The organism is Legionella cincinnatiensis, from assembly GCF_900452415.1.
In the GTDB taxonomy this organism is placed as follows: domain Bacteria; phylum Pseudomonadota; class Gammaproteobacteria; order Legionellales; family Legionellaceae; genus Legionella; species Legionella cincinnatiensis.
Genome location: NZ_UGNX01000001.1, coordinates 3655044 through 3667124, shown reverse-complemented (window position 1 = coordinate 3667124; position 12081 = coordinate 3655044). Strand labels below are relative to the sequence as shown.

Here is a 12081-nt window from a genome sequence, read left to right as displayed (position 1 = left end):
AGGGTTGCCAAGCACTTTGAAACAACAAGGTAATTCCAAATGGATGAACCATTTTTTATGGGAGTGATTTTAAAGATGCAATATTAAGGTTTTATTAAGGATTAAGCTTCTGTAATCTTGATTGAAAAATTCTCTGTTGTAATATAAATAGCCTATGCAACAGAAATTCCCTAATAAATAAAAGAGGACAAAGTGAGAATCATTAAAAATTTTACTATTATTTTTTTCATGATTGGATACATACTGTGCTTCGCTTCCAATACGACACAAGTCAAAAAATCAGATGATTACTATATGCAAATTGCGATAGATTTGGCGCAAAAAAATCCCCAAGCTCCTTTTGCTGCGCTTATTGTTGATAATAAAACAGGAAAAATTTTAGCAAGAGGACTTAATGCTAGTAAAGTTAATCCGACTTTTCATGGTGAAATGGTTGCAATCAATAATTGCATCAAAAAACATCCCCATGTAAATTGGTCAAATGTTACCCTATACACTACCGCAGAACCATGTTCCATGTGTCAAAGCGCTGTTGTTTGGGCAAATATTCCAAGGGTAGTATTTGCTACTTCTTTAGAATATTTAAAAAGTCATGGCTGGGATCAAATCAATCTTCATGCATCAGAAATTAATAAGAAATCCCCTTTTTATCATGGGGTAATTACTGGTGGAATTCTTGCCGATAAAGCTAATCCCTTATTTGCTGCTCCTTTTCACAAGAACTAAAAGCAATTCGCTATAAAAAAGTAAGTTAATTTTTTATAGCGAACTTACATAATATTAGCTAATCTGGCAAATTACACTTAAACTTTTGCATACAATTTCTTGACCCAAGGACCAATAGTTAGTCCTTGAAATAAAATTGAGAAAATCACTACCATATAGGTCATCATCAAAATTGCATCGAAGGCAAATTCATTTGTTTTTCCAACTGTGTCGCGTAGAGAAAGAGCCAGTGCTACAGATATTCCACCCCGAAGACCACCCCAGGTGAGAATTTTGATACTGTGTGGTGCGAAGTCCAATTGATGTCGCATTAACGTTAATGGAATTGCCACTGAGATCCATCGTGCCAGGATGACTACCGGAATTGCAATGATCCCAATCAACAGATATTGTTTATTGATGGTTAATACCAGCACTTCTAGACCAATTAAAACGAAAAGTACGGCGTTTAGAATCTCATCGAGCAACTCCCAAAAGGTATCCAGGTGCTCGCGAGTTTTATTGGACATCGCAAATTTTCGCCCGTGGTTACCTATAAGTAAACCAGCTACTACCATTGCTATAGGAGCTGAGATATGAATTCGCTCTCCTAAAGTATATCCTCCTATCACCAGGGCTAGTGAGATAAGAATTTCAACTTGATAGTTATCTATGGATTTTAACATTTGATAGGTAATATACCCGGCTACTAGTCCGAATAAGGCTCCACCAATGGCTTCTGTAACAAACAGCATTAATAAATGTGAGATGCTGATTTCTTGCGTACCTGAGGCCATTTCAAGAATACCAAGAAAAAGTACAACTCCTATGCCATCATTAAAGAGTGATTCCCCAGCAATTTTCATTTCCAAATTTTTAGGTGCACCTAAAATCTTCAAAATACTTATTACCGCGATCGGATCGGTAGGAGAAATAAGTGCTCCAAAAAGCAGACAGTAGATAAAAGAGATTTGAATGTTGAGTGTATGAAGGAGCCAATAGGTTAACAGACCTACAAGGATGGTGGATACAAGGGTGCCAATAAGGGCTAGTACAGTAACAACGACTTTCTGTTCGGCGAGTTGACTAATATTAACATGAAGTGCGCCTGCAAAGAGTAAGAAGGCCAACATTCCATGAAGCAGGGCTGCATTAAAATTAACCTGCTCCAAAAAGCTTTTGGCATTTGAAATAATTTCAGGCCATAGCATGCCACTTATATTTAAGCCTAAAGAAAACACCAAGGCTATGGCCATCAATCCAATCGTCGGAGGTAGTTTAAACAGTTTAAAATTGATGTAGCTAAACATCGCCGAAAGAGTGATGAGCACGGCAATGATTTCAAAAAGCGACATAAACATTCCTTTGTTTAAACCGGATTAGCATTAGAATCCTTTTTTTAATTAAGTCAGTTATTAATACAATATTTAGGCGAACAAAAGCAAATTAGATTATTATTGTGGCATGTTTTCCTATCACAATTTAAGATCTAATCTGCCCATCCCCAATGACCACCCATTTATAACTTGTTAACGCATCTAAAGACATAGGACCGCGAGCATGCAATTTTTGCGTGCTAATTCCTATTTCAGCCCCCATGCCAAATTGTCCACCATCGGTAAATGCTGTTGAAGCATTAACATACACAGCGGCGGCATCAATATGATCAAGAAAATAACTTTGTGTCGTTTGCTCTTCGGCAATAATTGCTTCACTATGACCAGAACTATATTCCATAATATGCTTAACCGCTTCTTGCACGGAATCAACCGTTTTTATTGCCATTTTATAAGAGAGAAACTCTTGACCAAAGTCATCTGGCGTTGCCTTATGGAGCAACTCTTTTGGATAAAATGATTTTAGTGCTTGGTAACTTAATTGATCGGCAAAAATTTCAACATTTTTATCAGCAAGCGACTTTACGATTAAGGGTAAATCAATCAGTCGAGCTTTATGGATTACTAATGTGTCCAGGGCGTTGCAAACGCTCACTCTTCTTGTCTTCGCATTATCAATAATTAAACGACCTTTCTCTAGATCACCGCTTTGATCGAAGTAAATATGAACAATTCCAGCACCTGTTTCAATAAAAGGTATTCTTGCGTGTTCACGTACAAAATTAATTAATGATTGACTTCCTCTTGGAATACACACATCAATGAACTGACTGGCTTTCAAAAGAATATGAGTTGCTTCTCGTTCTAAAGGTAATAAATAGGCAATAGTTTTACTGATGTTGTGATTATTGAGCATTTGATGAATCAATGAAACCAAAAATAGATTAGTATGGTGAGCTTCCTTTCCACCCTTTAAAACACAGGCATTACCTGTTTTAAAACATAATGTAAATGCATCAATGGTTACATTAGGGCGTGATTCATAAATGATCGCCACAACTCCTAATGGAACAGAAACTTTCTGAATGCTTAAGCCGTTGGGAAGCTTTTTTTGTTCTAGGATTTTTGTTTGTGAGTAGGGTAAAGAGGCAACTGTTTCAATATCCGACGCTATCGTTTCAATTCGTTCTTTAGATAAGAGTAAACGATCGTACTTGGGATCATCTTTACTCATCAACACCAGATCTTTTTTATTTGCATCAATGATTTGCTTTACAGAATCTCGTAATCGTTGTGCAAGCTCCAATAATATTTGGTTTCGTTTTTCTTCATTAACAAATCTTAAGCTATAGCTGTCTTTTTTAGTTGCTTTAAGTTGGTTAGTGACTTCTTCAATCATGAGAGCACCTTAAAAAATATGTAAATGATCATAATGAATAAACTCCGGTTTTGCGGAATGACCTAAATATTCATTTAATTTAATTGCATCGTATTTAGCAAGTCCAATCCCTATTTTTTCATTAGTAGGAGTCAGTATTTCTATTAAGTCGCCGCGCTTAAAATCGCCAGTAAATTTTTCAATACCGACGGGTAATATACTGATAATTCGCTTATTTTCTTTTATAATTTCGACAAGGTGAGCGTTTATAGTGATTGTTCCTAATTTTTTTTCACCATACGCAATCCATCTTTTTATATTTGATCTTTTTTTAGCAGGCAAAATAGTAGTACCCAAAGATTCATCACTGAGGATGCGCATAATTACCGCGTGTTGATTAATGCTTGCTATGTGCGTTGTTACTCCCAAATTCGACATTCTGCGCGCTGTCCCAAGTTTGCTAATCATCCCACCTCTGCCATGAAGGCTTTTTACCTCGGAAACTTCAGGCCAATCATTTTGGGGATGGATCATTGAAATAAGTTCTGAGCCGGCTTCATTGGGGTGTTTCGTGTATACCCCTTCAACATTACTTAAAATGATGAGTTTATCTGCATTTATCATTGCAGCTATAAGACCTGATAATTCGTCGTTATCAGTAAACATTAATTCTGCAATAGCAACACTATCATTCTCATTGATAATGGGTACAATATTCTTATGCTCTAAAATTTCACGTAGTAATCTTGAAATATTCAAATAGTGTTGTCTTGTTTGAAAATCTTGTTTCGTAAGCAACAATTGTGAGGCAAGCATATTATATTTTTTGAACATCGAAGCATAAAGATGCATTAGCTCATATTGACCTAAGGACGCCAAAACTTGTTTTTCCCCTATCGAACTCCCATATTGGCGATCAAAAAATTGACATGCAACTTTTCGACCCGAAGCAACTGCGCCTGAACTTACTAATATAACTTGATGGCCGGCTTTTTGGAGTGTGACAATTTGTTCCACTAAGTGGAGCATAATGGGTTCAAATGGAGTGCCATCACTTGATAAAATACTTTGGGTTCCGACTTTGATAACTATTTTCATTTTTGACTCATTAATATCACTTTTATCCAATCGATTAAGTTAATCCCTTGGTTTTAAGAATGGAGCATTCTAATTCTTAACACATAATACTCAATTTGCTGCTCTATTGCTCTCGAAAATTATAAAGGACAATTGATTAGGGAGAAACTTATGGGCGTTTTCAAAAAAGACGTTTTTGGGATTTGTAAGTAGATACGCAATTGATTGCGAGATTATTTTAGTTCAAAGAATGGAAACAAATATTAAAAATAGTCTATAAAAGAAATAAGGGCTATTAAAAAAAAATAATATGATGACTCTTAATAAGAAAAAAAGTATTTTTGCAGGATTATACGGAAATACTTTGGAATGGTTTGATTTTCTTCTCTACGCTAATTTTACTCCCTTATTTGCCGAATTATTCTTTCCATCCAAGATATACTTTGTTTCTCTCCTTCTTACGTTTGGTGTGTTTGCCGTAGGTTTTTTTATGCGTCCTTTAGGAGGGATATTATTAGGACATTATGCGGATCATATTGGAAGAAGAAAAACTTTAATTCTCTCAATGTCTATTATGACTTTTTCTACAGCGTGTATTGCTTTAATTCCTGGCTTTAATACTTTAGGTATCACCTCACCTCTATTGTTTGTTTTTTTTAGATTAATTCAAGGAATAGCTGTGGGCGGGGAACTTCCTGGTTCAACTACTTTTCTTATTGAACATATGGCGGATCATCGACGAGGTTTTGCAGGAAGTTTAGTATTAAGCACCGCTTTTCTAGGCATTTTTTTGGGATCATTAACTGCTTCTTTTCTAAGTGTTTTAGTTGCTGATGATATTCTTAGAGACTGGGGATGGCGCTTGGCTTATTTGATAGGTGCACTACTCGGAGTCATAGGAATTTATTTACGAGTGACAAGCGTGGAGCCTAGCACTTTTTTGCATACCAAGCATACTACAGAACTTCCTGTAAAAATTGTTTTTTCTGCATACCGCCGCAAGTTATTGTTGGCTATTATTTTTACCAGCATTATGGCTATCAGTAATTATTTACTTATTGCTTATATAACAAGCTTTCTTGTCAAATCAGAAGGATTTTTATTAAAAGATGCGTTAGTTGTTAACTTTATTGCCTTATTCGTTTTGACGGTGTTGATCCCTTTTATGGGATTATTATCCGATTTCTTTGGTAGAAAACCGATTTTTTTGTTCGGTGCTTTCGGTATTTTAATTTTTATCTATCCTATATTTATTCTTTTTTTGAGTGGCACTTGGTGGCATGTACTTGCAGGAGAAATATTGTTAGCCATAATGCTTGCACCTTTGAATGCTACAGTGCCTACTATCCTTGCCGAAATGTTTCCCACAGCTATTCGAGCCAGCGGCGTATCTATTGGGTACAATATAGGTCAGGCATTTTTTGGTGGGACAATACCTGTAGTCGCCCTAACGTTAGTTGAATTAACGGGAAATAAGTATGCCCCAGCGTTCTATATTTTATTTTGGGCCATTATTGCGATTATTGCTACTCGATATGCGCAAGAGACTTATCTTAATAAATTAACGTGAGTTTCGTATAAGCGAACGTGGATTTACTTTGACCTGTTCGAGTTGAGGAAGCGTGGAGCGCTGTCTTGAAGCCTTAGCACGAATTTTCAAGTTCTGTGTTAAGACTTCAAGACAGCCCTACATGCCTCCTCAGCCCAAACGGTTTGAGATGGAGACTGGATCTAAATAGATTCTTTATCCGAAACTCACGTTAAATTAGGACAAGACAAAGAATTTGGTCCATTTAATTTTTATTATTTATTTCTTCAGTGGTGATTCACATGTTTCTAGGGGGCTAACAGCCTCTAATGGAATTCTGGACGCGTTCAGTACTCGGCAAACACAGCTATAATGCCCAAGAATCATGAGTAACTCCATAATGAGAGCGATGCTATAACGTTCAAGTAACTTGGCAAACGTTTCATCGGTTAATGTTGCCAGATCCTCGAATTCATCAACTACCTGGCAAATAAAATTCTCTTCATTAGATAACGAAACGACGTTTTGTTCCGTACATATAATCTCTAACTCTTCAGAATTAATTCCTACTTTTCGAGCTAATGCTTGATGTTGATGCAGCTCATAGGCCGAATTAGTTTTAAATCCATAACGACAAATGGCAATTTCACGTAATTTTGGATCAAAGTTTCCTTTATAGATACCTGCAACAAAGTCCAACCATGGTTTATGCGTATTCGGTGCTAAAATCAGCAAGCGATGAATATTTAAGGGAGGGAGGCTGTTTAATAAATCTACCGTTTCTGGAGGTAATTCATTATCTTGGGGTAAAGGAATGTGTTTTGACGTATTCATTTTTCATTCTCCTGAATAAACGATAATAAGTGAACTTTTTCCTGCTCCGGGGCCTCTGGTTATTAAATAAAAATTATGTTTTTTCAATTGTCCAATCCATATAAACCGTATATAACTAGGCTGTATTCTGTTCCTGATACAGTATGCCTGCGGCTAACTCTTCATAAAGACAAATAACACTGATTAATTGTTCTAATTTACTGATTGTGAGTTGATATGCCTGTTGGTTAATTTCTATCCTACTATAGAGCAAATCATTGTGGCTAATAAGGCCTTTAGCATAGAGGTCTTGTTGCAATTGATATCTTTTCTTCACGGCTGCTAAAGAGAGATAATCTTCCTTGTATTTGGCCATCAGCTTCTCATTTGCGGCGATACTATTGGCAATGAGGCGTAATGCATTTTGGATGACATTATTATATTCTGCCAAACTTCTATTAAAAATGGCTTTACTGGTGAGAATTTGTCCAAACAAAGAGGGGGATAAGTTAAATGTTGCATACATATCACCATAAGGTGCTGAATGGGTCGGATTGTTAAATGTTCCGTTTAAACTCGCCTTGCCCCAAAAATAATCTAAAGTTAGGGCTGGAAGGAGTTGAGATTCGGCGATATTGACGCCACTACATGCGGCAAGTAGCGAGGTTAAAGCTACCATTACATCCGGTCGACGTAGAATAACTTGAGTATTAATCTTATTTAGTGGCACTGCCTTACTGGGTAAATGCATAAATGACGTACGGGATTTTATTTTTCCTGGTGGCTGATTGATTAAATAACGTAGGGCATTTTCGCTGGCGATGATATTGTTTTGTGCTTGTTTCTGCAGTCCTAGGATACTTTGTAATTGGCTGGTTACGGTTAATAATTGCAAATTATTCGCTAAGCCTTGTTTTTTTGCTATTTTTAATGCTACTAAAAGCTTTTTATTGTCTTGTTCGATTTGTTTCAATAGTGCTAATTGATGATTCCAGGCGAGTAGCGAAAAATAACTACCCATCACTTCGCCAATAACAGTCAAACGTACACCAAGATAATAGGCTTTAGCACGTTTTAAGATAAATTCTGCTTTTTTTTGCTGAAAATAAAGTGCAACGAAATTCTGGTAATAGCTGGGAAGAACACCGTAAAATACGCCTGGGTTTCCCAAAGCAGGATCTTGGGCAAACCCCATTAAAACATTCAATCCAGGCAGCCAATTTAAGCGTATGGTTTGCAGCTCAGCTTGAGCAACATGAATCGATCGCTTGGCGATTGTCACATTATTATTGTACAGAAGTGCTTTTGCGACAAATTGATTGAGCAGAGGATCTTTAAAATCTTCCCACCATGCTTGATAAGGGAGTCGATTTAATGCATCATTGCTTGAGTCTCTCAGATGTGCAGGAATATAAATCGACGAAAGTTGTGAATTTTTTGCGCTTGGCATGCATGCTACTAGCGCACTTGTCATGACTAAAATAATTAGTGTTGCCAGGCTGCGCAATTAAATGGTTTCCATAAAAATAACATGACTAATATTAAAAAATGGTAACACAAAAGTTTCGAAAGTTAAAACCTTATACAGTTGTGCTTTCCTTGGTCTTACTTGCAGTTTTATATTACTTTTTCTCTTTTTTAATCCCTTTTACTAATAATGCGTTTGTTGTCGCCAATGTTCGCCCTGTAGCTGCGATTGTTAGTGGATACATTACGGATTTATATGTGGAAAATGAACAATATGTTCATAAGGGGCAACCCTTATTTACTGTTTTCCAAGAACCTTACAAGCTCACTTATAATCGGCTCATTGAAGAAGTGCATACTGCGAAAGTGGATCTGCAAAGTTTGCAACATCAATTAGAAAAAGATAAACAATTACTGATACAGTATGATCAAGAATATAAGAGGATTCACTTAAATTATCTTCGCAATAAAGCGGTTTTAAAATCGGGGGCAATATCTGAAATTAACGTTAAAGATTTGCACTATGACGATCGTGGTAGTTTAGCCAAAGTGAATATGCAAAAGCAGCAAATTAGCGTGGATGAAAAAAATATTCAGAGTTTGCAACACAAGATTAAAGCATTAATTTATAAAATGCGTTATGCCAAGGTTAATTTAGAGCAAACGACTGTTTATGCCCAAAGTAATGGCCGTATTCAAAATATGTATTTATCTTTGGGAACACCCATAGAAATTAATAAACCCATCTTTTCTTTTGTAGATACAGATAATTTTTACATTCAGGCTAATTTTACTGAAATTGATTTGCGCCTGGTCAAAACGGGCGCTAAAGTCTACATTATTCCTCGTATGTACTTTGCTACGAAATTATATCATGGCACGATAGTATCTGGTGCTTGGGCCGCTAACCGCCAAATGACCAACCCTAAAACGCAATTACAAACAGTAACCAATGGTACTAATAATTGGATACTTTTGCCTCAGCGCTTTCCGGTACAGATTAAGATCGATGATTATGATGCCAAACATTACCCACTGCCTATTGGAGCAACTTGTTATGTCATTATCAAGATATAATTTTCTTAAGGATTAATTTTCTTATGGAAGTGACTTCCGAAAAAACAATAATGGCCGCACGTATGGCCATCAGCATGATTATCGCTTTAATCATTACAACGTATTTTGAGATTGTTGAGCCCACCTGGGTTTATATTTCTTTATTTATTGTTTTATTTGAACAACGCACTATTGGAGCTTCGTTGACTCGCTGTTCTATGCGAGCGATCGCCACCATTAGTAGTGCCTTATATAGCCTTATTGTTATTTTGCTTTTTCATAATGCTTATCTTATGAATATTATTGGATTTGTTATAGGGATTTTTTTATATACGTATTTATTTTTAGGAACGAAACAAAGTTATATTGGAATTTTGGGTTGTGTCACTCTCGCTATTTGTCTTATTAATTATAATGATTTTACCTTTGTCTTTATGCGTCCAACTAATGTAATTATTGGGATATTAATCGGCTTCTTTACATTACGGTTTTTTTTTCCAACTCGGGCTACAAAAGTGCTCATTTTAGAAATGCAGAAATTTCTAAACGAATATGCCGCTTTATCTACCTACCTTGCCAATATAGACGACTCAACAACAGACTTATCCAAACATTTAATGCAGTGCGAATCAAATGTTTTAGCCCTGATTCTTCGCTTTCAAACCTTAATTAATGAGGCCCAAGTTGAAATAAGCAAGGATTCTGGATTTACTCAAGTTTCCACAGACATTCTGCAATCTTTCCGGCATATTTTTCGTTATTACGCCTCGATAATCGCATTAATTCTTTATGAGGGAGTAAAAATCAATGAAAGAGATAAGGAGAGCCTTCTCTTTTTAAGTAACCTATTAAATAAGTTGGAAGAAAATCTTTTTGCTTTAAAACGTAGCCGCCATTTACTTGCCGCTCCTGAGAGGACATCTCCACCGGATGAAAAGCTATTATCGTTGATGCTTAATTTACTTGTTGCAGAATGCAGCTCGTTGGAAATTAAGATTAATAAATTAATCCGTATGACTAAGGTAATTAAATTAACATGAGTTCGACATAAAAGGGCATAGAAGTATCTTTTATGTCGCTAAATTAGAACAAGAAACTTTTACATTATTCTTTTGCTTCACCTGAATATTTTTCATTAATAAAAATGTTTTCTCACGATTCACGGCTATATGCAGAATAAATTCCGCTTTTTAAGAGTATTGAGGTTGGCTAATGGCGCCAACCTCCAGAGAGTATGATTTCTTTAGATTATCCAGAAGGTTTAATGGCATATCATTTCTGCTGGTTTTCCAGGTACGGGCACACAAGTTTTGTAATATCTGCCTTTATAGAAGTAGTTATAATAAACGCCATTAATAAAGTATAAATAATACATGCCATTATAGAAATAATTGTAATAGCGTCCATTATTGTAATACACATAATAGTTATTATTATGGTAGTAATTATAATATCTGCCGTTATGGCGATATACATAATAGTTATTATTGTAATGGTAATTATAATATTTACCATTATGGTAATAATTGTAATTCTTTCCTTTATAATAATAATGCCCTGGTTTTACACCTTTATGAACATTCACATTAACGTTTTTGTTTACATTAACATTATTTACATTGATATTAGTATTTTTGTGTTTAATCACCTTATTTTGGTAATTGTGATGTTCGTAGGGACGCTCTACCGGTCCATTTTTATAGCGCTCCAAATGCTCTCTATGGGCATCAGCAATAGCAGGTAAAATAAGCATCATGATGGAATAAACCAAATATGCTCGCCAATTATAATTTTTACTACTCATGATGGTACCCCTCGCAAAATAAAAACCGTTAAAAGTAGAATTTCCCAGAAGTGATGCGTAGGAGATTCTGTAACTATATAAGTAGAAGTGAGTCAACTATTATTCATTTTTAATTTTTAAGCAAGTTGAAAATTGAAACTTTAGCTTAAACCCCGTACTTTATACCCTCAAAGGCCCAGTTTTTATTAATAAAAAAATAAATAACAGGATTGTGAGTTAAGTGATTTTTAATTACAATCCATGCTTTTAAATAAAGCAGATCATGTGATGAAATACAAGAAAATTAAAGAGCTTATTGAGAAAGCAGGATTTTATTATGTAGATGAGGGAAGAGGCATTGGCCTGGCAGAAGGAAAAAATGTAGCCTATTATCAAAAAGACAGTTACGGCGTTACAAGACAACAGCAAAGCATTTGTCTCGCAACAGACAAAGAGAATGAAGAAGACATCCTGCCAATTTTTTCGATTAATGTTCCCGAAAAATTACGTGATGCTGTTTACGAAATTATGAATGCGCCCTCAGAAGAGTTTGTACAAGCCAAGAATGCATGTATTGGATAATGCATTCAGGCATCTTTAATAAATATAAAGGCGATATAAAGCGCTAAATAAAGCCCCGCAAGGAGGATGATAACCCCAGTACTGTAAATGAAAAATTTTGTCAGCTTAGAGGGGTTATCAAAGCGGCATTGTCCCAGAGTAATTACTCTAAGTGTCACTTTGCCTGTTGAATAAATAAATGGATCAATAAAAAGATCAAAGATTACATCGATAATAAGCCATCCTAAAAACCGAAATACCCCTCTTATAAAACCCACTATTACTTCATCAAACATTTTGTACTCGAAAACAAGAGAATTTTTGAAACCTGCATCTTGGCTACGAACTCTTGAGTATTACTAAGCGGTATTTTTGC

The 12081-nt window shown here is 35.7% G+C and carries 12 protein-coding genes; 5 read left to right on the top strand and 7 right to left on the bottom strand.

The annotated features are described in order from the left end of the window. Positions 1–192 precede the first annotated feature (192 nt). Complete coding sequence (locus tag DYH34_RS16035; protein WP_058463714.1) at positions 193–726, top strand: nucleoside deaminase; 534 nt, start codon at positions 193–195, stop codon at positions 724–726. Positions 727–803: 77 nt separating this feature from the next. On the opposite strand, the gene DYH34_RS16030 is transcribed toward DYH34_RS16035, so the two are convergent. The 3 genes from DYH34_RS16030 to proB all read right to left on the bottom strand — a co-directional run bounded on the left by DYH34_RS16030 (position 804) and on the right by proB (position 4518). Beyond that, positions 804–2060, bottom strand: coding sequence for a cation:proton antiporter (locus tag DYH34_RS16030; RefSeq protein ID WP_058463715.1), 1257 nt, complete (start codon positions 2058–2060; stop codon positions 804–806). 127 nt (positions 2061–2187) lie between these two features. Then, the gene (locus DYH34_RS16025; RefSeq protein ID WP_058463716.1) at positions 2188–3441 is read right to left on the bottom strand and encodes a glutamate-5-semialdehyde dehydrogenase; all 1254 of its coding nucleotides are present in this window, start codon (positions 3439–3441) and stop codon (positions 2188–2190) included. Positions 3442–3450: 9 nt separating this feature from the next. Then, on the bottom strand, positions 3451–4518 hold the full coding sequence (gene proB / locus DYH34_RS16020; protein WP_058463717.1) for a glutamate 5-kinase: 1068 nt from the start codon (positions 4516–4518) through the stop codon (positions 3451–3453). Between the two features lie 292 nt (positions 4519–4810). Here proB and DYH34_RS16015 point away from each other — a divergent pair, with 292 nt between their 5' ends. Further along, the gene (locus DYH34_RS16015; protein WP_058463771.1) at positions 4811–6067 is read left to right on the top strand and encodes an MFS transporter; all 1257 of its coding nucleotides are present in this window, start codon (positions 4811–4813) and stop codon (positions 6065–6067) included. 237 nt (positions 6068–6304) lie between these two features. Here the strand turns inward: DYH34_RS16015 and DYH34_RS16010 are convergent, their stop codons facing one another. After that, positions 6305–6859: a carboxymuconolactone decarboxylase family protein gene (locus DYH34_RS16010; protein ID WP_058463718.1), complete on the bottom strand. Its 555-nt coding sequence runs from the start codon at positions 6857–6859 to the stop codon at positions 6305–6307. A gap of 115 nt (positions 6860–6974) precedes the next feature. After that, positions 6975–8288, bottom strand: coding sequence for a TolC family protein (locus DYH34_RS16005; protein WP_058463772.1), 1314 nt, complete (start codon positions 8286–8288; stop codon positions 6975–6977). A 98-nt stretch (positions 8289–8386) separates the two neighbouring features. Between DYH34_RS16005 and DYH34_RS16000 the strand changes: the two genes are divergently transcribed. Continuing rightward, positions 8387–9382 carry an HlyD family secretion protein gene (locus DYH34_RS16000; RefSeq protein ID WP_058463719.1) on the top strand — a complete coding sequence of 332 codons (996 nt, stop codon included), beginning with the start codon at positions 8387–8389 and terminating at the stop codon, positions 9380–9382. Between the two features lie 23 nt (positions 9383–9405). Beyond that, positions 9406–10401: an FUSC family protein gene (locus DYH34_RS15995; protein WP_058463720.1), complete on the top strand. Its 996-nt coding sequence runs from the start codon at positions 9406–9408 to the stop codon at positions 10399–10401. A 221-nt stretch (positions 10402–10622) separates the two neighbouring features. On the opposite strand, the gene DYH34_RS15990 is transcribed toward DYH34_RS15995, so the two are convergent. Continuing rightward, positions 10623–11165 (bottom strand): hypothetical protein, encoded by a 543-nt coding sequence (locus DYH34_RS15990; RefSeq protein ID WP_058463721.1) that lies wholly within the window; start codon positions 11163–11165, stop codon positions 10623–10625. 267 nt (positions 11166–11432) lie between these two features. Here DYH34_RS15990 and DYH34_RS15985 point away from each other — a divergent pair, with 267 nt between their 5' ends. Continuing rightward, entirely contained in the window at positions 11433–11726 is a 294-nt protein-coding gene (locus DYH34_RS15985) for a hypothetical protein (RefSeq protein ID WP_065240091.1), read from the top strand. A gap of 5 nt (positions 11727–11731) precedes the next feature. On the opposite strand, the gene DYH34_RS15980 is transcribed toward DYH34_RS15985, so the two are convergent. Beyond that, positions 11732–12001: a hypothetical protein gene (locus tag DYH34_RS15980; protein WP_058463723.1), complete on the bottom strand. Its 270-nt coding sequence runs from the start codon at positions 11999–12001 to the stop codon at positions 11732–11734. Positions 12002–12081 lie beyond the last annotated feature (80 nt).

Excerpts from the sequence above, each read along its gene's own strand:
- DYH34_RS15980 (WP_058463723.1), bottom strand. The coding sequence starts at position 12,001 with ATGTTTGATGAAGTAATAGTGGGTTTTATAAGAGGGGTATTTCGGTTT.
- DYH34_RS16030 (WP_058463715.1), bottom strand. The coding sequence starts at position 2,060 with ATGTCGCTTTTTGAAATCATTGCCGTGCTCATCACTCTTTCGGCGATG.
- DYH34_RS16010 (WP_058463718.1), bottom strand. The coding sequence starts at position 6,859 with ATGAATACGTCAAAACACATTCCTTTACCCCAAGATAATGAATTACCT.
- DYH34_RS16025 (WP_058463716.1), bottom strand. The coding sequence starts at position 3,441 with ATGATTGAAGAAGTCACTAACCAACTTAAAGCAACTAAAAAAGACAGC.
- proB (WP_058463717.1), bottom strand. The coding sequence starts at position 4,518 with ATGAAAATAGTTATCAAAGTCGGAACCCAAAGTATTTTATCAAGTGAT.
- DYH34_RS15990 (WP_058463721.1), bottom strand. The coding sequence starts at position 11,165 with ATGAGTAGTAAAAATTATAATTGGCGAGCATATTTGGTTTATTCCATC.
- DYH34_RS16015 (WP_058463771.1), top strand. The coding sequence starts at position 4,811 with ATGACTCTTAATAAGAAAAAAAGTATTTTTGCAGGATTATACGGAAAT.
- DYH34_RS15995 (WP_058463720.1), top strand. The coding sequence starts at position 9,406 with ATGGAAGTGACTTCCGAAAAAACAATAATGGCCGCACGTATGGCCATC.
- DYH34_RS16005 (WP_058463772.1), bottom strand. The coding sequence starts at position 8,288 with ATGCCAAGCGCAAAAAATTCACAACTTTCGTCGATTTATATTCCTGCA.
- DYH34_RS16000 (WP_058463719.1), top strand. The coding sequence starts at position 8,387 with ATGGTAACACAAAAGTTTCGAAAGTTAAAACCTTATACAGTTGTGCTT.
- DYH34_RS15985 (WP_065240091.1), top strand. The coding sequence starts at position 11,433 with ATGAAATACAAGAAAATTAAAGAGCTTATTGAGAAAGCAGGATTTTAT.